The organism is Arsenophonus symbiont of Ornithomya chloropus, from assembly GCF_964026495.1.
In the GTDB taxonomy this organism is placed as follows: Bacteria; Pseudomonadota; Gammaproteobacteria; order Enterobacterales; family Enterobacteriaceae; genus Arsenophonus.
The window spans coordinates 642,136-664,964 of record NZ_OZ032148.1 but is presented as its reverse complement, the minus strand read 5'-3'; the positions used below and the strand labels follow the sequence as shown (position 1 = coordinate 664,964).

At 22.7% G+C, this 22,829-nt stretch carries 15 protein-coding genes and 2 tRNA genes; 12 read left to right on the top strand and 5 right to left on the bottom strand.

What is annotated here, in order from left to right:
* Nucleotides 1-25: 25 nt before the first annotated feature.
* The 4 genes from prfA to kdsA are packed head-to-tail and all read left to right on the top strand — an operon-like array spanning nt 26 to nt 3,660.
* Complete coding sequence (gene prfA / locus ABNS14_RS02495) at nt 26-1,102, top strand: peptide chain release factor 1 (protein ID WP_348666131.1); 1,077 nt, start codon at nt 26-28, stop codon at nt 1,100-1,102.
* A 5-nt stretch (nt 1,103-1,107) separates the two neighbouring features.
* Entirely contained in the window at nt 1,108-1,959 is an 852-nt protein-coding gene (gene prmC / locus ABNS14_RS02490) for a peptide chain release factor N(5)-glutamine methyltransferase (RefSeq protein WP_348666130.1), read from the top strand.
* Nucleotides 1,943-2,752 (top strand): invasion regulator SirB1, encoded by an 810-nt coding sequence (gene sirB1, locus ABNS14_RS02485; RefSeq protein ID WP_348666666.1) that lies wholly within the window; start codon nt 1,943-1,945, stop codon nt 2,750-2,752. Before prmC ends, sirB1 begins: the two co-directional genes overlap by 17 nt.
* Before the next feature lie 50 nt (nt 2,753-2,802).
* Nucleotides 2,803-3,660 carry a 3-deoxy-8-phosphooctulonate synthase gene (kdsA, locus tag ABNS14_RS02480; RefSeq protein WP_348666129.1) on the top strand — a complete coding sequence of 286 codons (858 nt, stop codon included), beginning with the start codon at nt 2,803-2,805 and terminating at the stop codon, nt 3,658-3,660.
* Nucleotides 3,661-4,303: 643 nt separating this feature from the next.
* Here kdsA and ABNS14_RS02475 read toward each other — a convergent pair.
* Nucleotides 4,304-4,393: transfer RNA gene (locus ABNS14_RS02475), tRNA-Ser, on the bottom strand.
* Between the two features lie 528 nt (nt 4,394-4,921).
* Between ABNS14_RS02475 and murJ the strand changes: the two genes are divergently transcribed.
* Nucleotides 4,922-6,442, top strand: a complete 1,521-nt coding sequence (gene murJ, locus ABNS14_RS02470) for a murein biosynthesis integral membrane protein MurJ (RefSeq protein ID WP_348666128.1) — start codon at nt 4,922-4,924, stop codon at nt 6,440-6,442.
* 120 nt (nt 6,443-6,562) lie between these two features.
* Here the strand turns inward: murJ and ABNS14_RS02465 are convergent.
* Nucleotides 6,563-6,640, bottom strand: a tRNA-Val gene (locus tag ABNS14_RS02465).
* A gap of 251 nt (nt 6,641-6,891) precedes the next feature.
* On the opposite strand from ABNS14_RS02465, the gene ABNS14_RS02460 reads away from it, so the two are divergent.
* Nucleotides 6,892-7,512, top strand: coding sequence for a riboflavin synthase subunit alpha (locus ABNS14_RS02460; protein ID WP_348666127.1), 621 nt, complete (start codon nt 6,892-6,894; stop codon nt 7,510-7,512).
* A gap of 393 nt (nt 7,513-7,905) precedes the next feature.
* Here the strand turns inward: ABNS14_RS02460 and argS are convergent, their stop codons facing one another.
* The 3 genes from argS to cmoA all read right to left on the bottom strand — a co-directional run bounded on the left by argS (nt 7,906) and on the right by cmoA (nt 11,895).
* Nucleotides 7,906-9,633: an arginine--tRNA ligase gene (argS, locus tag ABNS14_RS02455; protein ID WP_348666126.1), complete on the bottom strand. Its 1,728-nt coding sequence runs from the start codon at nt 9,631-9,633 to the stop codon at nt 7,906-7,908.
* 538 nt (nt 9,634-10,171) lie between these two features.
* Nucleotides 10,172-11,140 carry a tRNA 5-methoxyuridine(34)/uridine 5-oxyacetic acid(34) synthase CmoB gene (cmoB, locus tag ABNS14_RS02450; protein WP_348666125.1) on the bottom strand — a complete coding sequence of 323 codons (969 nt, stop codon included), beginning with the start codon at nt 11,138-11,140 and terminating at the stop codon, nt 10,172-10,174.
* Nucleotides 11,137-11,895: a carboxy-S-adenosyl-L-methionine synthase CmoA gene (cmoA, locus tag ABNS14_RS02445; protein ID WP_348666123.1), complete on the bottom strand. Its 759-nt coding sequence runs from the start codon at nt 11,893-11,895 to the stop codon at nt 11,137-11,139. Before cmoA ends, cmoB begins: the two co-directional genes overlap by 4 nt.
* 2,137 nt (nt 11,896-14,032) lie before the next feature.
* Between cmoA and ABNS14_RS02440 the strand changes: the two genes are divergently transcribed.
* The 6 genes from ABNS14_RS02440 to cmk all read left to right on the top strand — a co-directional run bounded on the left by ABNS14_RS02440 (nt 14,033) and on the right by cmk (nt 22,809).
* Nucleotides 14,033-14,668, top strand: a complete 636-nt coding sequence (locus ABNS14_RS02440; protein ID WP_348666122.1) for a bactofilin family protein — start codon at nt 14,033-14,035, stop codon at nt 14,666-14,668.
* 735 nt (nt 14,669-15,403) lie between these two features.
* On the top strand, nt 15,404-16,723 hold the full coding sequence (gene sufD / locus ABNS14_RS02435) for a Fe-S cluster assembly protein SufD (RefSeq protein ID WP_348666121.1): 1,320 nt from the start codon (nt 15,404-15,406) through the stop codon (nt 16,721-16,723).
* A 1,343-nt stretch (nt 16,724-18,066) separates the two neighbouring features.
* Nucleotides 18,067-18,420: a Grx4 family monothiol glutaredoxin gene (gene grxD / locus ABNS14_RS02430; RefSeq protein WP_348666120.1), complete on the top strand. Its 354-nt coding sequence runs from the start codon at nt 18,067-18,069 to the stop codon at nt 18,418-18,420.
* A gap of 1,112 nt (nt 18,421-19,532) precedes the next feature.
* Entirely contained in the window at nt 19,533-20,621 is a 1,089-nt protein-coding gene (gene serC, locus ABNS14_RS02425; protein ID WP_348666119.1) for a 3-phosphoserine/phosphohydroxythreonine transaminase, read from the top strand.
* A gap of 111 nt (nt 20,622-20,732) precedes the next feature.
* The gene (gene aroA, locus ABNS14_RS02420; protein ID WP_348666118.1) at nt 20,733-22,016 is read left to right on the top strand and encodes a 3-phosphoshikimate 1-carboxyvinyltransferase; all 1,284 of its coding nucleotides are present in this window, start codon (nt 20,733-20,735) and stop codon (nt 22,014-22,016) included.
* Between the two features lie 109 nt (nt 22,017-22,125).
* A complete protein-coding gene (cmk, locus tag ABNS14_RS02415) occupies nt 22,126-22,809 on the top strand; it encodes a (d)CMP kinase (RefSeq protein ID WP_348666117.1) in 684 nt (227 codons plus the stop codon).
* The last annotated feature ends 20 nt before the right edge of the window (nt 22,810-22,829 follow it).

Genomic DNA, 22,829 nt, shown 5'->3' with positions numbered 1-22,829 from the left:
TATTCTGTAAGGTTTGCAAAAAAAAATGAAGGTTTCTATAATAAACAAATTAAAATTATTAGAAAGACGTTATGAAGAAATTCAGATAAATTTAGGTAATATCAAAGTTATCAATAATCAAGAACGTTTTAAATTATTACATCAAGAATATTCTCAGTTAACTGATTTAATTAAATGTTTTCGATCATGGCGTATTCTTCAAGAAGAAATTCTTACTACTACAATATTACTAGATGATCCTGAATTACATGAAATAGCTAATGAAGAACTCATACATTTCAAAAAACGTAATGAAAAACTTGAAAAACAATTGCAGATTTTGCTGATTCCCAAGGATCCAGATGATGAAAAAAATTGTTTTTTAGAAATTCGAGCAGGTACTGGTGGTAATGAAGCTGCAATATTTGCTGGTGATCTTTTTAGAATGTATAATCGATATTCTGAATCACGAGGTTGGGGTTTTGAAGTGATGCATTTGACTGAAGGAGAATATGGTGGATATAAAGAAATTATTATTAAAATTTCCGGTGATTCTGTATATGGGCGTTTAAAATTTGAATCAGGTGGACATCGTGTTCAGCGTGTACCAGCTACAGAATCTCAAGGACGTATTCATACTTCCTCTTGTATGGTTGCTATATTAGCTGAGATCCCAGTAAAAGAATTATCTGAAATCAATGTAAGTGATTTAAGAATCGATACCTTTCGTTCATCAGGTGCTGGAGGACAACATGTCAATACTACTGAATCGGCTATTCGTATTACTCATATTCCTACTGGTATTGTGGTTGAGTGTCAAGATGAACGTTCACAACATAAAAATAAAGCTAAAGCTTTGTCAGTTTTAGGTTCTCGTATTCGAGAAAAAGAAATACAAAAACGTCGTGAAGCAGAAACATCAGAACGTCATAATTTACTGGGTTCTGGCGATCGTTCTGATAGAATAAGAACATATAATTTCCCCCAAGGTCGTATTAGTGACCATAGAATTAATTTAACACTTTATCGTTTAGATGAAGTAATAAATGGAAAATTAGATTTATTGATTCAACCTATTGTTGATGAATATCAAACAGATCAATTATCTTTTTTTCAGAAGTAAAAAAAATGAATTATCAAGATTGGTTGTTTTATGCATCTAAAAAACTTGTTGATAGTGATAATGCTCAACTAGATGCTGAAGTTTTATTAAAATATATAACAAAAAAAAGCAATACTGATTTTCTTGCATTTGGAGAAGTTAAATTAACTTCTTATCAAAAAGAAGAGTTAGAGCATTTATTAGCGCGTCGGATTAAGGGGGAACCGATCGCTTATATAATAGCAGAAAAGGAATTTTGGTCTTTAGCGATAAAAGTTTCTCCTATTACTTTGATACCCCGTTGTGATACAGAATGTTTAGTTGAAAAAGCTTTGCTGTTATTAGGTAATAAAAAGTCAGCAAAGATATTAGATTTAGGAACTGGTAGTGGTTCTATAGCATTGGCTTTAGCATCAGAACGTCCAGAATTACAGATAATAGGAGTTGATATTAGTGATTTAGTAATTACTCTCGCAGAACTTAATGCATGTAATTTAGCGATTAAAAATGTAAAATTTTTAAAAAGTAATTGGTTTTCTTCACTACCTATTCAAAAATTTGATATGATTGTTAGTAATCCACCTTATGTTGATGCAGATGATCCATGTTTAAAGCAAGGTGATGTTCGTTTCGAACCAAAAACAGCATTGATTTCTGGCAATCATGGATTAGCTGATATGGAATGTATAATTGAAAAATCTAATGATTATTTAGTTAATAAAGGGTGGCTTTTACTCGAACACGGGTGGTTACAAGGAAGACAAGTAAGGGAGTTGTTTTGCTGTTTTAATTATAAAAAAGTAACAACTTTTAAGGATTATAGTGGTAATGAACGTGTTACAGTAGGTCAATGGAAAAATGATGAAAAGCATAGCTAATTATGAATTTAATAAAGCACCACTGATCGAAGGTATTATTTTTGTTTCTAAAATTATTCGTCAAGATTTTCCTGTTGAAGCTGTTAATAGTCAACTGGCATTTTTTGTAAAAGAAGCAAAAAAAGTAATATTAAATGATGATGATATAGAAAAACAAGTATCTGTTTTGATAAAATTATTTTATCGAGATTGGTTATTTAGTGGTGTAGCCGGGATTTATTCGCTTTCAGAAGCACTTTGGTTAGATAAAGTTTTAGTAACAAGACAAGGAGCTTCTGTTTCGTTAGGTACAATTTTTTTGCATGTTGCAGATCAATTAGAATTACCGGTTATACCTATTGTTTTTTTGACTCAACTGATTTTGTGTATTCGTCTTGATAATGGTATTGAATGGTATATTAATCCAACAAATGGTGAAACACTTACTAAACAGATGCTTGATTTATGGATTAAAGGAACCATTAGTCCTTTTGCACATTTAACTCGTAAAGATATAGAAGCAACTGAAAATAAAATTATTATACGAAAAATGTTTGATACTATAAAAGCTGCTTTGATGGAAGAAAAAAAAATGGAACAAGCACTAAAAGTTTGTGAAACATTATTAATTTTTGATCCAAAAGATCCTTATGAAATACGTGATAGGGGTTTAATTTTTGCTCATCTTGAGTGCAATCATGTAGCAATTTCTGATTTAAATTATTTTATTGAACAATGTCCAGAAGATCCTGTTTCTGAAATGATAAAAATGCAAATTTATTCAATAGAGGGACAGCAAGTTATATTACATTAATAATGATAGATGTTTATTAGGTTTTTTTAGATGTATAAAAAATTAAATATATGCAAAATAAAATAATATGTATTGATAATATTAATATAGCTAATCATTTACCATTTGTGTTATTCGGTGGTTTAAATGTGCTTGAATCACGTGATTTAGCAATGAGAGTTTGTGAACATTATATAAAGGTAACAGATCAGCTCAATATTCCTTATGTTTTTAAGGCATCTTTTGATAAAGCTAATCGTTCTTCTTTTTATTCCTATCGTGGTCCTGGATTAGAAGAAGGATTAAAAATTTTAGAAGAAATAAAAGATCTGTTTGGTGTTAAAATTCTGACTGATGTACATGATCTTACTCAAGTAATTCCTGTTTCAAAAATTGTCGATGTTATTCAGTTACCAGCTTTTTTAAGTCGTCAAACAAATTTAATTGAGGCTTTAGCTAAAACTGGTTCAGTTATTAATATTAAAAAACCTCAATTTATGAGTCCTGGACAAATAGGGAATATTATAGAAAAATTTAAAAATTTTGGTAATCAGAAGATTATTATTTGTGAAAGGGGTGTAAATTTTGGTTATGATAATTTAGTAGTTGATATGTTAGGTTTTAATATAATGATGAAATTATCAGGTGGATCTCCTATTATTTTTGATGTTACTCATGCATTACAATGTCGTGACCCCCTTAGTATTGTTTCTGGTGGTCGTCGTGCACAAATTTTTGAATTAGCAAGAGCTGGTATGGCGATAGGTTTAGCTGGATTATTTGTAGAAGCTCATCCAGATCCTGATCAAGCAAAATGCGACGGAGCATCTGCATTAACATTATTAAAATTATTGCCTTTTTTGGAACAAATTAAAGCTATAGATGATTTAGTAAAAAGTTTTTCTTCATGTGAATTGGATAATGTTTAATGAAATATATAATTAATGGATTTTTTTATAAAAATTATTATTAAATCTTATAAAAATTTCCTATAAAATATTTTTTTAAAATAAAATTTGCGGATTTAAATAAATCACAATTATTTTTAATATTTGTTTTGTTCATGATATTATAAATTATATAATATATACTATATCTTATTTTTTTAATATTAATAAAAAATTCTAAATTTTTATATATTTTTTATTTTTATTTTTTCATTTTATTAAATATATTTTTTAGTGGTTTTTTATATAAAAAAATATTTAAATCTTAATATTTATTTTTTCTTTTATCTTCTTTATATATTATGTTAATTATATTTTAATTAAAATAAAAGTTAATGATCATAATTTTTTATTTTTTATTCAAATATGATGTTATAAATATTAAAAACATGTAAAGATTAATATAAAAATATTTTGTGAATTTAATAAAAATATAAGATTTATTCATTTTTAGTATGTATTATACTTTACTTATGAAATCAGTATTACGCTTAATACTGTCTGTTGTTATTTTACTTATTTTTTTATGAATTTTTCTATTCAACAAATTTTATTAATTATTTCATATTTATGTAATAACTATTTCATGAAGCTTATTAAAATAGTTTTAAGTTTTTTTGATTTTTGGCGGTGAGAAAGGGATTCGAACCCTTGATACAATTTAATGTATACATACTTTCCAGGCATGTTCTTTCGGCCACTCAGACATCTCACCTTATGAGAATAAATTTATACATTTATTTTTGTATTTGTAGTTTTACAAAAAAAATTATATCAATATGGAAATTGCGTAAATAAATTATAAAAAATATATTTTTTTGTTAAACACAATGTTTTATATATAATTTATTATAATCATTACTTTTAGTATATAAATGAATGTTTTATGTATTGTTTAATTTTAATTTTTTATAAAACCCGATTGGTATTTTATTATACATTATTTTTTAAGTAAAATAATATTATAGATTATTTAATAAGAATTTATTGTTAATTTCAGTAAAATTTAATTTTTTCAATTGTGAATATAGTTGTTATTAAACATCAAAAAATATTTTTTGTATACAATAGTAAAAATTTAAAGCTAACTTTAGTGAATCTATAGTTACAAAATAGATTTTATCTATTTTTATTTAATAATTTAATTTTAAAATCAATAGTTATTATAAATAATAATATTTTTAAAAATAACTACTATATTTTATTAATATGTATTAAAGTAACTTTTTAATAAAAATATTATATGAATTTATTAAGAACATTAGCAACAATAAGTTCTATGACTATGTTTTCTAGAATGTTAGGATTTATTCGTGATGCTATTATTGCACGTTTTTTTGGTGTTGGTGTAGAAACAGATGCTTTCTTTATTGCTTTTAGGTTACCCAATCTTTTGCGTTGTATTTTTGCAGAAGGTGCATTTTCTCAAGCTTTTGTTCCTATATTAGCAGAATATAAAGATAAAAAAGCTGATGCTACAACTCGTATGTTTATTGCTAACGTTTCCGGTTTTTTAACATTAATTTTAGCAATTATTGTATTAATCGGGATGTTTAGTGCACCTTGGATTATTTATTTAATTACACCTGGTTTTAGTGAGATAACTAACAAATTTGATTTAACCCTTTGTTTATTAAAAATAACTTTTCCTTATATATTATTTATTTCTTTAGTTTCTTTAACTAGTGCGATTTTAAATACTTGGAATTGTTTTTCTGTCCCTGCTTTCACGCCTGTTTTGCTTAATATTAGTATGATTATTGGAGTGTTATTTTTAGCACCATATTGTAAACCTCCAATATTAGCGTTAGGATGGGGAATTTTAATGGGTGGTATATTGCAATTACTTTTTCAATTACCTTTTTTAAAAAAAATAGGTATGTTAGTATTACCTTGTATTTCTTTTAAAAATAAAGATATGTGGCGTGTAATTAAGTTAATGGGACCATTAGTAATTGTTGCTTCAATAAGTCAAATTTCTTTAATTATAAATACTATGTTTGCTTCTTTTTTGTGTGCAGGATCTGTCTCATGGATTTATTATGCGGATCGATTGATGGAACTGCCTAATGGTGTATTAGGTGTGGGATTAAGTACTATTTTGTTACCTTCTTTAGCGAAAAGTATTTCAATTGGTGATGATAGAGAATATCAACGTTTAATAAACTTAGGTTTAAAACTTTGTTTTTTATTAGCATTGCCTTGTGCTATAGCACTTGCTATTTTAGCACATCCGTTAACAGTTTCACTTTTTCAATATGGTAATTTTACTTCCTACGATTCAATAATGACACAATATGCTTTAATTGCTTATTGTAGCGGATTAATGGGAGTCATTTTAGTTAAAGTATTAGCACCTGGATTTTATTCTAGAAAAGATATTAAAACTCCCTTAAAGATTGCAATTATTACTTTGCTTTTAACGCAATTAATGAATTTTATTTTTGTTGATTTTTTAAAACATGTTGGATTAGCATTATCACTTGCTTTATCGTCATGTTTTCATGCTTTAATGCTTTATTTAGAGTTGCGTCGTAAAAAATTCTTTTCTCCTTTAGCTGGGTGGGGAAAATTTTTATTAAAATTAATTATAGCTTTAATTGTTATGATATTTGTCTTATTGCTGACATTAAATTTTATCCCTATTTTGGAGCAAGGTAATATGGTAGTGCGAATTTTTCGATTATTATCGGTGATTTTTATTGCTGCAATAAGTTATTTTACTACTTTATTTATTTTAGGGTTGCGGTTACGAGATTTTTAATTAATTATATTTATTATGAATTTAAAATTTTTTATCATAATATAAAAATTTTAGGATTTTCTTTTTTTAAAAATCCTATATATTTTTTAAGTCAATAATAAAATCGTAAAAAATTGTTTTTGGTGCGTCTGAGTGGACTTGAACCACCGACATCCACCATGTCAAGGTGGCACTCTAACCAGACTGAGCTACAGACGCAATGAAATAATATTTTAATAAAATTATTAAAATTATATGATATCATAATAAATAATAAATTTTATTTTATCAAGTCTGTTGTTATTCTACGTAATATTTATTTGAATAATTTTTTAATTAAAGAATTGTTATTTTAGTTAGATAAAATATACGTGATTTATTTTTTATGTTAGATTTTTTATTTATGAGTTGTAATTTTTTAATTTTTAATAATTATAGTTAATATTTTGTTAAATTTAGGAATAAATTTTATGTTTACAGGTATAGTACAAGGTAAAGGAACATTATTTTCTATAAAAAAAAAGGTTAATTTTAGAACTTATACTGTAAAATTTCCACAAGAATTACTGAATGGTTTGGAAATCGGTGCTTCTGTTTCTAACAATGGGTGTTGTTTATCAGTTACTCGAATTTTTGAGGATAAAGTTACATTTGATTTGATGCAAGAAACGTTACATGTAACAAATTTAGGTAATTTAAAAATAGGAGATAAAATTAATTTAGAAAGATCAGCAAAACATGGAGATGAAATTGGTGGACATATTATGTCTGGACATATTATTTGTACGGTAGACATTAATGAGATTCTTAAAGCAGAAAATAATATAACAATGTGGTTTCATGTTCAACATCCATTTTTAATGAAATATATTTTGTATAAGGGTTTTATTGGAATCGATGGTATCAGTTTAACAATAGGAGATATAGTAAACCACCATTTTTGTGTACATCTTATTCCAGAAACAATTGCTCGTACTAATATTGCAGATAAAAATTTAGGTGATACAGTTAATATTGAAATTGACACAAATATTCAAGGGATTGTTGATACTGTTGAACGTATGATGTTACAAATATATTCTAAAAAATAAATAATTATTCTAATAAAAATATATAAATCATTATTTAAAAATCTCAAAAAAGAAATTAAAATTAATAATAATTTTGTTTTTATCTGAAAAAATATTAGAGATAATGTTCATATTACTTTAATTTTTATAAATTATAGTATAAAAATTGTTATTTATAATAAATATGGAGATTATATAATTTTTATATCAATATTATAATTCAATTAAAAAAATTAATTTTTAATTTTTTATTTTTAAGAATATTAAAAAAATGTTTCAGATCAGGATATTTGAAATAATAAATAATGATAATAAAAAAAATATGATTTTTTACTTGAGTGTTATATTTTCTTGTTTAAGAAAAAAGTGTTTTAATAAAAAATATTATTAATAATTTTTTAAAAATACAAAGAATTACATTTTTTCTATAGTTTCAATACCTAATGTATCTAAGCCAATTTTTAAAGTTTTTTGTGTCAGTAATGCCAGTTTTAATCGACTATTTTTTAAAATATGGTTTTTTTCATATAAAATAGGACATTTTTCATAAAAACTAGAGAATACACAAGCCAAATTATATAAATAAGTGCACATAATATGTGGTAATCCCGCATGAGCGACAGATAAAATCGTTTCTTCAAATTGTAATAAACGAATAGCTAGGATTTCTTCATATTCATTATTTAATATTACTGGTTGCATTAAATCCAGAGAATTGATGTTTACATGTTTTAAAATAGAACATATTCTGGTATATGCATATTGCATGTAAGGTGCTGTATTACCTTCAAAAGTTAATATATTATCCCAATCAAAAACATAATTTGTAGTACGATTTTTTGATAGATCAGAATATTTAATTGCACCAATTGCAACGGCATTAATAATTACAGCTAATTCATTTTCTGGAATTTTTGATGTTTTTTTTCGAATAAGATGTTCAGCTCTTTTGATTGCTTCATCCAGTAAATCTTTTAATTTAATTGTTTCACCAGAACGAGTTTTAAAAGGTTTTCCATCTTTAGATAATATCATACCAAACATATGATGTTCTAATTTTATTGATTTAGGAAGATATCCTGCTTTATGTAGGATTTTCCATACTTGTATTAAGTGTTGATGTTGTCGAGAATCTGTATAATATAATATTCTATCAGCATGTAATACTTCGTATCGATATTTTGCACAGGCGATATCTGTTGTAGTATATAGGTAACCACCATCTTTTTTTTGAATAATGACTCCCATAGGATGACCATTTTTATTTTTAAATTCATCAAGGTAGACAACAATAGCTCCATTGCTTTCAACCGCTAATCCTTTAGATTTTAAATCCCTAATAATATCTGGTAACATATCGTTATAAAAACTTTCTCCTATGATATCTTTTTTAGATAATGTAACATTTAATCGATTGTAGATGTATTGATTATTGTTCATGCTAAGACTGACTAATTGATGCCATATTTTACGACAATCTTTATTACCGGATTGCAGTTTAATAACATAATTACGTGAAAGTTCAGAAAAATTTTTATTTTCATCATAGATTTTTTTTGCTTCACGATAAAAAGTTTCTATTTCAGATAATGATATATTTTGTTTTTCTTTTTTCATTGTTTTGAGATATGCAATTAACATGCCAAATTGTGTCCCCCAATCACCTATATGATTAGCACGTATAACTTTATGACCTAAAAATTCCAATGTACGAGTGATAGCATCTCCTAGTATAGTAGAGCGTAAATGTCCAATGTGCATCTCTTTTGCTATGTTTGGAGAAGAATAGTCAACAATAATTGTTTGTGGATTAATGGAAGTGATACCTAATTTAGAATCTTGTAGAGTCAATGAAATGTTTTTTGCTATCCATTGCTTATCAAGAAAAATATTAATGAAACCAGGTTCAGCAATTTCTATTTTACTAGCGATGTTGTCTATTTTTAATAGAGTTAATATTTTTTCAGCTAATTTGCGAGGAGGAATACCAATTTTTTTTGCTGCAACCATAATACCATTAGATTGATAATCACCGAATTTTCTTTTTTTTGAAGGATGTACATGTGCATTACTATTTTTAGGAGCACCTGCACTAATTAATGCGTGAGTAATTTTTTTTGAAAGTAAAGAATGAATATTCACTTAATTACCTAAAATTAAAATATTGTATTTGATCTTTAAATGCTAGCATAATATTTGTATGTTTATCTAAAATTTATGTAAGGAGTTTTTTGATTTTTTAATAAATTAGAGGCTTATTAAAAATAATTACTATATACTAAATTAGTAAACAATAAAAATAAATTAAACAACAAAAATAAATTTTTGATTTCTTATTGATTTATTTTTTTGAAATCATTTTTTGTGATATCGAAGATTATTTGATTTTTTATATATAAATAAAAATGGTATATGCTAATATAGCATTTTTATTTAATGACTGTATTTCTCTATTAATCAAGATTTTATTAAGTATCATTAGATAAATAATTAGTTTGTTTTTCTTGTTTTTTTTGATAAAAATATTCATTTATTTTTCATATAGAGAATATTTTTATATTGTTTTTTAGATAAGATTATTAAAAATATGAAGATTATACTTTAATTTAAAAAATATTATTATAGGATTATATACTGATTTTTTATTAGATTCTTATTATTGAATATAGTTTTTTTATTTTTATTTTTTTTTTGCAATTAAAATAGCCCGTATGGGAGCAGGATATCCTTCAATTGTTAAATTATGATTATTTGGTTTCAGAAAATCTTCTAGTGATTCATTTTTCATCCAGATTGTTTTTCTTTGTTCTTGTATTGTTGTTGGTGTTTGACTTATAATTTTTATATCGTAAAATTTGCTTTTTTTTAACCAAATTTTTAACATTTTTGCTGATGGGATAAAATATATATTACGCATTTTAGCGTAACGTTCAGTAGGTATTAAACATTGATTTTCATTGCCTTCAATAACTAAACTTTCTAATATTAGTTCACCATTTGAAATTAGCTGATTGTTTAATTTATATAAATGTTCTAATGGTGAACGAGAATGATAAATTACACCCATAGAAAATACTGTATCAAATGCATTTAATGCAGGTAGTTGTTCGATAGTTAATGGTAATAAATGTACTTTTTGAATATTGCCGATTAATTTACGAATGGCTTCAAACTGATATAAATATCGTTCAATAGGATCAACTCCTATTACACATTTTGCATTTTCACCTAACATTCTCCACATATAATAGCCATTACCACATCCTATATCGAGCACTAATTTGTTTTTTAATGTTGAAATGTAAGGGATTATACGTTGCCATTTTAAATCTGATCGCCATTCACTATCAATATTAATACCATATATAAAAAATGGACCTTTGCGCCATGGCATTAATTTTTTTAACAATTGAAGAATTTTTTCTTTATCTTTTACAGAAAGATTCACTGTATTTTCTGCAATAACACCTGTTTTCAAATTTAAATAAGTAGGTTTTATTTTTGGTAGATTTTGTACTATTTTTTTCCAATATTTGAATTGTGTATTTTGATTTTTTTCCCATTTTTCAATTTGATATGGTAAGGTTTTTAGCCAAATGCTAAGTGGTCCAATAGCTATTTTTCGATAAAAAAATCCAAAGTTTATCATCTATTTTTTGATTTAATGGCTAAGATTGAACCAAAATTAAAATATTGAAAGTATAATTCATAATTATTAAAACCGGCTATATTTAATCGTGATTTGTGTTTTTGGATTGAATCAGTGATCATAATATTATGTAACATATTTTTTTTTTGGTAAATTTCTTTGATACTATATCCATTGGTATGTTTAAAATCATAATGCATATTAAATAACAAATTATTGATTTTTTTGTCATTAAAATTAAATTTTTCTGATAATATTAGTAATCCACCAGGATTTAAACCTTTATAAATACGATTAATTAATTTTTGACGTTTTGCAGGAATAATAAATTGTAATGTAAAATTCAATACGACCATAGAAGCATTTTTTATTTTTGTATCAAGAATATCTTCTAAAATTATTTCAACAGGGATTTTTGTTTTGTATGAAGATACATTTTTCTTACAGAGTTTGATCATAGATATTGAATTATCAATAGCAATTATTTTAGAGTTTTTTATTTTAAGATCAGAAAGTATTGATAATGTTGCTGCTCCTAAAGAACATCCTAGATCATAAACAAAACTGTTAGGTTTTACGAAACGTTTTGCTAACATTCCAGTGATAGTAAGGATATTAGAATATCCAGGAATAGAACGTTTTATCATATCAGGAAAAATTTTAGCAATTTTTTTATCAAATTTCCAAGGACCCAATTTTTTTGTAGGTTTTTTGAATGAAAAATCTTTTTTTTTTGTATTTTTCTTTTTGAACATTTAATATATATGTATATAAAATAGTTGTAATAATTAAAACGCATAATAACATTTTAATGAATTTAGCATAAGATTACAAATAAGAAAACATTTATATTTTAAGAAAATAAATTTCAAAAAAAAATGCAATTTTTATTAAGTTTACAAAATAAAATCTGAATTTATTTTTTTAATCTATCATAAAATATTAGTTATTTTCAGGATATGCTAATTTTGTATTAAAATTTTTGTTTTTTATTGGTGTATTTTTTTAGCAATGGTATGTAGTTTTCAAAAACATTTTTTGAAGATGTCATATATAGAGGTTTTAAGTACAGTAGTACATACTATTAGTAAAGAATTAATTTATAAAAATTAATATTTTGTCTGATACACTGAAGTATTTTGTTGATTATAAGTATTTTATTGATCAATAAAATATAATTATTTTTTTAATCTTTAAAAAGATATAATTATATAAAATATATTAAAAAATAAAATGTGTTAATTTAATATTAATTTTTTATAAAAAATGATTAAGATTTATTAAATGATAAAATATTGATTATATTATGAAAATAAATATTTTGTATATTTTTTTATGATCTTTAACATAGCATTTAATATTAAAAAATATTTTAAAGTAATTATCTGTTAATAGAACATCATCAATATTTTTTTATAAATGATTATTTTTTTTGATTATATATAAAAATTATGTTTTTGAAAATAATGTAAAATAAAGATAATAGGAATCTTAAAAATCTTTTTATTTTTTTAGGATCATTCAAAGAAAATATATATTTTAAATTAATGAATTAAACTTCATGTTTAATATATTAAATGTTTAATATATTAAATATTTTTTAATTGAATAATTGTTTATTTTTGTTTTATAAATATGTTATTTTTGATATTTGATTGTTAATATTTTATAAATATTATTTATTTTTAATAAATCTATTTTTTTAAAATGATTTTATTTAAAATATGCAATATTTTTATTTTTAATAATTTCAAAAATTTATATTTTTATTATTTTTTTGTAATTGATGTTTTTTATTAGATTTTCTAAAATCTAAAATTTCTATTGAATTTTTTATTATTAAAATAATAATTTAAAATTGTATTTTTTTTATTTTATTATAACGTAAATACATGATTTTTATAAATTTATTTTTTATTAATGATATATAAATTAATTTTTTAATTATCGTAAATATATATTTTAAAATATTTGAATTTAATAATATGTTTTTTGTTTAAAAAATATTAAATCAATCACTAGTTTTAAAAACATAAAATTTTATTTTCGAAATTTAACATGTAAAATTATATTTTGGATATATTTTTAAATATATTAATATTTTTTTATTCAAAATTATTATTTTTTTAATATTAATGAATAATAAATTATTATGATAATTTTTCAAAAAAAAATAGTAGATTAAAAGAATCAATTTAATAAAATTAATTTTTTATTGATAATATTTTTTAAATATTTGAAATATAAATATAAAAAATGTTTTTTATTATATTTAATATTGTAATTAATATTATAAAATTATTTTTACCTTTTTAAAAATTGTTATAATATATATATTTAATAATAATTAAATATAATTTTATAAAATAAAAAAAAGAAAAAATTTTGATAATTTAAACTTTTATTTTAAAAATTTGATATTTAGATAGTTTTAATATTTATTATAAAACAAAAATTATAATAACTAAAAGATGTTTTAAAAAATATTTTTTTATAAAATCAATATTAAAAATTTGCATTAATTATTAAAAATATTATATTAAAAAGTTGATAAAAATTAACAAATTTATAACATGATACTGATAAATTTGTATTATTAATTATAATTTATTTTAACAATAATGTATTTTTTAGGTAAGTGATGAAAATATCATTTTTTTAAATAATAAAGAGAAGAATATTTAAATATAAAGATATTTTTTTGTTTTTATGATAATTGTATATTTTATCTTTTAATTGAAGAGATTTTGTATTTTTTACGAGTGACATAAAATTTTTATCATTTTTATTGTCAAATAAAAATGATAATTACAATATAAATTTTTATTAAAAATAGCAAAAAATAATTAATCAAATATTTTAGTAGTTAATTTAGATCCTATGGAGGATAATGTGCGATTAATCAACGTAGCCATTATTACATGGTGCCTATCTATTATTATGTATTTTAATGGATTTTTTTGGATTTCTTTTGGTACCGGATTAATCTCTAGTTTTCTTATTATCTATTATTTTAGGAGAAATATTTTGTTTAAGAAAAAAGAAATAGAAGATATAAAAAATAAAAAAAAGAAAATTGAAAATGATAAAAAAACAATTATATGTTCTGAAACTTGTTTTACTGGAGATATTATATCAGATTCAGATATATTTATTGATGGTAAATATGTTGGAAATATTTTTTGCAAAGAAAATACCGTTATTATTACAAAAAATGGTATGGTTACAGGTAGTATTTTAGCAAAAAAAATTATTATTCATGGTAAAATTGATGGTCGTGTGGAATCTAATGTTATTCAAATTCAGCTAAATGGTATAATAGAAGGTGAAATTTTTAGTGAAAATTTATCAATTGAAGATGGTGGATTTTTTATTGGGACATCAAAAAAAATTACTTTAGATTTAAATAAAAAAATACCTGAATTTAATGATTTTAAAAAGGATATTCAGTATGAAAAAAAGAAAATAAATATCGGGCATTCTCTTTCTTTAAAAGAGAATCCAGAAAAAAAAAATCTTAAACAATAATTATTAATTATATTAATATATTTAAATTTTATATAACATATTATATAATCATTTTTTTACTTGAGTAAAAAAATGATAGTTATTATTTATTTTTGATAATTCTCTATAAGAGCATTCAATTAGTAATTTTAATTTTTTTAAAACTGATTTTTATGATTTTTAAAAAATTTTGTATTTTTATTTTAAAAATATATGAAAGAATAGTTTTTAAATATATATTAATTTAAGATATAAGAAAATTAAAAATAAAATTTGTTAAAAAAATTTAGTCATGGGGAAAATATTAAATAATTAATATTAATTATGAATTTAATAATTTTGATATTTCTAATTATATATTTTCTAAAAAAAATTAATTTATAAAAATTTTTGATTAGTAGAAAATAAGAAAAATATTTTAGAAATTATATTTTTTATTTTTTAATATTAAGAATATTGTATTATAATAACTTACAAATTAAGTAATAATAAAGAATAAGAATTATTTTTTTTAATAGAATTTGTCTATAAAAATGTTTTTATATAATAATTTTTTTAAAATTGTTTATGTTTTTTTCTGAACATCAAAATAAAAAATTGCATTACTCTGTTTTGCCATTTATTTTTTATTTTTAAAAAATTTTTTAAAAATCTTTAGTTTTTACTATGATATCAACATTATTAATAATATAAATTATTTGTAAATAATTGTTTGATTATTGAATATTATTTAAATATTGTTTAGGTAGAAAAATTATGCTTGATTTATTGATAAAGTGCAAAAAAAAAGAAGAAAAAATTCAAATGGAAATGTTAAATCAACAAGCATTAAAACATTTTTCAGATATTTTTTATAGTAGTAAAAGAGCAAATGAACAAGAAGCAATAAATTATTGGAATTTAGTAGAAAAAATAGGATTTCCATTATTTAAAGATGAAGCATGGCATTATACTCCTTTAAAAGAGCTATTAACTGCTAAATATCAGTTAACTAATAATACATTTCATAATATTCACTTTAAAAGTTTCAAAGATATAGGTATTACTAATTTAGATGGATGGAGAATTGTTTTAATTGATGGATATTTTATTCCTAACTTAAGTAGTGATGATTTTTTTCCTTATCAGATTCACAATCTTCAGGATGTCATGAAAAAATTCCCAGTGCCTATTCTTAATAATGATATATTCTTATATTTGACAGAAAGTTTGTCTATTCAACCATTATTAATTAAGCTGGATTCTAATCAGTTAGTAGAAAAACCACTTTATATCTTGAATATTACTTCAGGATCAAACTCTAGTCATCATATTAATACTAGTCATTATCGTTATCATTTAGAAATTGGAGTTAATAGTAAAGCACAAGTGATTGAACATTTTGTTTCCTTGAATCATCAACCACATTTAACTGGAAGTCGCTTTACAGCTAACATTAGTGATAATGGTTTTTTAAATCATATAAAACTTAATTTTGAAAATAAACAAAGTTTTCATTTTTCTCATGATGATTTTGTTGCTAGAAAAACTAGTAACATTAGAAGCATTGGCATTTTCATTGGTTCTAAATTATCTCGACATCATACAAGTAGTAATTTAAAAGGTAAAGGTAGTACATTATTTTTGAATAGTTTATTTTTACCTAAAAATAAGCAAATTATTGATATAAAAACTTATCTTGAACATAATGAGCCATTTTCTCAAAGTTATCAATTACATAAATCTATTGCATTAAATAATAGTAAAGCTATTTTTGATGGTGTAATTAAAGTTTCAAAAAAAGCAGTAAACACTTCTGCACAGATGAAAAATAACAATTTATTATTAGGAAAAGAAGCAGAAGTAAATACAAAACCACAGTTAGAAATTTATGCTGATGATGTTCAATGCACGCATGCTGCTACTGTGGGAGGTATTGATATTGAACAATTATTTTATCTTCGTTCACGAGGTATTCATGTTCAAGATGCTCAGCATATAATTATGGTTGCATTCACAGATGAAGTAAGTAAAAATATTCATAATGATATTATAAAAAAGAAAGTAAAAAATCTTGTTCGACAATCTTTCATATAGATTTTTTATGTATTTTTATTATATTTAATAATATTTTTTGCATAAAATTTATGAATTTTAAAATATTTTTTATTATTTTCAGCATGAAATATACAAGTAAAAAGTATATTTTGTTTAAAAATATATGATTTTTTATATCAAAATTTTTTTTCTAATGAATCTAATGAAATTAATACGATTATTTAATTATAAATATAATTTTCTTATTGATAAATATTTACACTAAAATATAATTTTTATACATTATATCATAAAGTATATACTAGCAATAGTAATCTTTCTTTTTTATTTGTTTTATATATTTTTAATTTTGATTATTTAAATCATTAATGATATATAAGATTAGTGGTAATTTTTAGATAGAATCAATTGATTATAAAACAATTAAAAAATTATTAAATTTTTGTAAAAAATATTATTAAATTAAAGAAGAGATTAAATTTAATAAATAACATATTTATTTAATAAAATTATTTATCTTTAAAATTAATGTATGTTGAATATAATCAAATAGAAAAATAATTCTTTTTTATATAAGAAAATTATGAAGATTGCATTATCAGAATTTATCAGAATAACAAATATAAATAATCATTTATTTACATAAAATGTATTTTTTCTCTTGTAAATAAGATTTATTGTAATGATTTTAAGTATAAAAATAAATTTTTTTATAATGTTGATACATTTAAACAATGTATATATTGTCTATATTATTATAACATTGACAATTTTTAATTGTATTTTTTTATTTTATAAATAGTTTTTACGTATAAAAGATTTATTTTTACTGTAATGAAAGAAGGAAATAATGCCATCTTTTTTTATGATATCAAAAAGATATTGAATGATTTTTTGAATATTATAAGATAGTATATGTAATAAAAATTATTTTTTAGAAAATTATATTTTCTATTTTTCTAGTTAATATTTTTAATAATTGAGATTGACATAAAAATCTTATGTACAGTTTTTTCAAAAAACTATTTATTTATTAGATTATATTTTAAAATACAAAAATTATTTTTTATTCATTTTTTTAAAAGAATTTTTTAGCATTCGATCATATAATAAAACTTAAATATTTATTTTGATTTTTAAAATTAATTATATAAAATTCATTTTATATCAATATATATTTTTAAAGTATTAATTTTTTGTTTTGTAATTATAAAAAAAATTTTTGATAGTTTTATTTTTATTTTTTTACTTTTAATATTTTAATATATAATAAATATTATAGATATAAATATTCAGTGTTTCTTAAAAGTATTTTAACAAAATGTTATATATTACAAAAATATGTCAATACATTTTATAAAGTAGGTGTACAGGAAATAAAAATGAATGTTTTAAAAAAAATTGAACAGCAAATAAAAAAAAATCCAATTCTTTTGTATATGAAAGGTTCTCCTAAATTTCCCAATTGTGGTTTTTCAGCAAAAGCTGCACAAATTCTTTTTGCTTGTTCTGCACGTTTTGCTTATATAGATATTTTAGAATATCCCGATATTCGTATTGCATTACCTAAGTATGCTAATTGGCCAACATTCCCCCAATTATGGGTTGAAAGTGAATTAATTGGTGGTTGTGATATTATAGTTGAAATGTATGAAAAAGGTGAATTACAAAATTTAATTAGTCAAATTGCTAATAAATATTATATTACAAAAAAACACATATTAAATAGTGAATAATTTTTATATAAACTATAAAAATAAAGAATTATGTTTAATTTTTATATTTATATTTGATGATTGTTGATATATATAAATTAATAAATAATTTTTAGATTATTTTACTATTGGCTATATGGATTTTTAAGTTTTATATAAATATTCATATTTGCTAATTTCAATATAAATTATTTAAAATAAAATTATGGTTTTTTGCTATTTTCATAATTGATATATCATATATTAATCAATGCTATATTTTGCGTAATATTCATACATGCGTATGTTTTTGTAAATTCTCTTAATATTATTTATTAATATGTAGTTATTAATATGCAGTTAATATATAGTTTTAATTTAAAAATTATTTATATAAAATTAGTATACGGTTTTTATTTTTTTTGAAAAAATTATATGAAGACTTTGCAATCGAATTTTTTAGAAGAGAAAAATTTTAGGAGCGCAAAAATAATTTTTGAAACAGAAAATTACATATTCTTTTTTTATGCATTTTTTATATAAAGCTTAGAGTTATTAAAATAAATTTTATAATAGTAAATAAGAATGTTTGTAATTTATTTTTACATTATTTAGAACTATAATTTTAATTCATTATTTTTTTGATATTAATCATAGAAAATAGAATTTTATGTATTATTATGTTCATAAAGAGATTCTTAATATCTTATGTAAAAAACTAATCTATATGTTTGTATTTTTTTGTAAAATTTATAGATAATCTATTTAAATAATATCAATTCTTATCTATGAATTATAAAATAATAAAAAAATTTAAAAGTATTATTTTCAGTATTTTATATATTTTAAAATATTAATTTTTTAATATAGATATGATGATTTAAAATTGAAAATTGATGCATAACATTAAATCACTATTATTTTTAATAATTCTTACATTTATAGAAATTAGTATTAATTATTTTAAGATTAGTTTTGTTATTTAGGATATACTCTTACTAAATATTATGTTTTTTAAATGTATTTTTATTTTTAAATATAAAAATATTATTATATTTAAAAATAAATTTCTAATTAGAAATTTATTTTTAATGTTATTACTAATTTTTGCTATATCTCACTGCAAGCTAAAATTATCAATATAGAGTATCTTAATGACTAAAATATATAATTTTAGTGCTGGTCCAGCTATGTTGCCAGTAGAAGTTTTACAACGTGCAAAACAAGAACTTTGTAATTGGAATGGTATGGGTGTTTCTGTTATGGAAATTAGCCATCGTAGCGAAGAATTTTTAGAAATTGTGGAACAAGCTGAAGAAAATTTACGTGTATTACTTAAAATACCTAAAAATTATAAAGTTCTTTTTTGCCATGGTGGTGCCAGAGGACAATTTTCGGCATTGCCATTAAATTTATTTCAATGTAATGAAATAGTAGATTATATTATTAATGGGTATTGGTCACAGTGTGCTGCAAATGAAGCTAAAAAATATTCCATTGTTAATAAAATTAATATTATAAAAGAAAATTCTGATTATATAACTATAAAATCCATGGATGATTGGTTATTAAGTAGTAGTGCAAAGTACTTACATTATTGTCCTAATGAAACAATTGATGGTATTGCTTGTCGTTCATTACCTAATTTTTCATCAAACAAGACTGTTATTGTTGATTATTCTTCAGCAATATTATCGGAACCGCTCGATGTAAGTCGATTTGGAGTGATTTATGCAGGTGCACAAAAAAATATTGGGCCAGCAGGTATTACATTACTAATTATTCGAGAAGATTTATTAGGGAATCCTAGAGAATCTACACCTTCTGTCTTTAATTATACTTTATTGGCTAATAATAAATCAATGTATAATACACCTTCTACTTTTTCATGGTATTTATCAAGTTTAGTTTTTAAGTGGCTTCAAGAACAAGGTGGATTAACAGAAATAGCAAAACGAAATGAAGAAAAAGCTAGATTATTATATGATATTATTGATAATAGTAAATTTTATATTAATCGAATTCATCCTTTCAATCGATCATTAATGAATATCCCCTTTAAAATAATAAAAGATGGTTTAGATGTTGAATTTGTAAAAGAAGCTAAAAGAAAAGGATTGCTTTTTCTTAAAGGGCATAAAACAAAAGGAGGCATACGTGCTTCAATTTATAATGCTATGCCTTTGGATGGTGTAAATAAGCTTGTTAAGTTTATGATGCATTTTGAATATCAGAATAAATAAGTTACATTGTTTTTTGTTTTTAAATTACGAATTTATACGTAACATGAATACTATAAATGTATTATAATTATAAAATATATTATCTTACTAAAATTTTTGTAATATTTTTTGATGCAAACTTTAACTATACAACCTATTTCTTATGTTGAAGGTATTATTAATTTACCTGGTTCAAAAAGTATTTCTAATAGAGTACTTTTGTTATCTGCATTAGCAAAAGGTCAAACAATATTAACTAATTTATTGGATAGTACTGATATTTTTTACATGTTAAAAGCTTTAAAAATTTTAGGTGTTGAATATCAATTATCTAATAATCGTAAAACATGTATTATAAAAGGTATCGGTAATTTTTTTGATTATAAAAAAGGTTTAGAAATTTTTCTAGGAAATGCAGGTACAGCAATTCGTCCATTAACTGCAGTTTTATCTTTAAGTAATAATGATATTGTGTTAACTGGAGATCCTAGAATGAAAAAACGTCCAATTTTGCATTTAATTCAAGCATTACAGCAAGGTGGTGCAAAAATTGAGTATCTTGAGCAAGATGGGTATCCACCGATAAAAATAAAAGGAGGATTTTATGGTAGTGAGCATATTACTTTAGATTGCCATATTTCTAGTCAATTTTTGACAGCTATTTTGATTGCAGCACCTTTAGCATCCCATAATTCTATTATTCAAGTAAAAGGTAATCTTGCTTCAAAACCGTATGTTGATATTACGCTTAGATTAATGCGTGATTTTGGGGTTGAAGTAGAAAATGAATTTTATTATAAATTTTATATTAAGTCTCAACAACAATATATTTCTCCAGGAGAGTATGTTATAGAAGGTGATGCTTCTTCTGCTTCATATTTTTTAGCTGCAGCAGCAATAAAAGGTGGTATTGTTAGAGTGCAAGGTGTTGGAAAAAATAGTTTGCAGGGTGACATAAAATTTGCTGATGTTCTTAAGGAAATGGGAGCTAAAGTTTTTTTAGGAAAAAATTTTATTGAATGTAAACGTAATAAATTAATCGGAATTGATATGGACTTGAATGAGATTCCTGATGTAGCTATGACAATTGCTATTTTAGGGATTTTTGCTGATGGTGAAACAATTATTCGCAATATTTATAATTGGCGAGTAAAAGAAAGTGATCGATTAAGTGCAATGGCATTTGAATTACGAAAACTTGGAGTGCAAATTAAAGAAGGATATGACTATATTCAGATATTAGCACCTAAAAAATTGAATTATGCAAAAATAATGACGTATAATGATCATCGTATTGCTATGTGTTTTTCGCTTATTGCTTTATCTAATACCCCGGTTACAATTGTATACCCTGATTGTGTCGCTAAAACTTTTCCCAAGTATTTTGAAAAATTAGAAATGTTAAGTTATCGATAATATAATGTTATAAATGAAGCATAATGAAGTATAATAAGGTAAATCATAATAATTAAATTTAAAGCATGAGTTTCTGAAAAAAATTCTATCAAAACAAGGAGGAGTATAAATGGTAGTTGTACCACCTGTTATTACAGTTGATGGTCCAAGTGGAGTTGGTAAAGGTACATTATCTCAAGCATTAGCAAATGAATTAGGTTGGCAGTTACTTGATTCTGGTGCTATTTATCGTGTTCTTGCTTTAGCAGCATTATATCATCATGTAGATATTAAATCTGAAAGAGCATTGATCCCCCTAGCAGCTAATCTTGATGTATCTTTTGAAACTAGAAATAAAGAATTAAGTGTTTTTCTTGAAGGAGAAGAAGTTAGCAATGAAATTCGTAGAGATAAAATTAGTAATATTGCATCTCTTACAGCAATTTTTCCTGAAGTGAGAAAAGCATTATTAAGTAGGCAAAGAGAGTTTCGTATGAAACCAGGTTTAATTGCTGATGGACGTGATATGGGAACTGTAGTATTTCCTGATGCACCAATAAAAATTTTTCTTAATGCAACACCTGGGGAATGTGCTCGTCGACGTATGGAACAGTTACAAAAAAAAGGTTTTGATGTAAAATTAAGCAATCTTTTAGTTGATATTAAAAAACGTGATTATCGTGATCGTCATAGAATAATAGCACCATTGAGACCTGCAAAAGATGCTTATATTTTAGATTCAACAAAATTATCCATTAAAGGAGTGATTAAAAAGGCACTTGATTATATAAAAAAGCGAATATTATCAATATAATACGATGAATATTGACATAA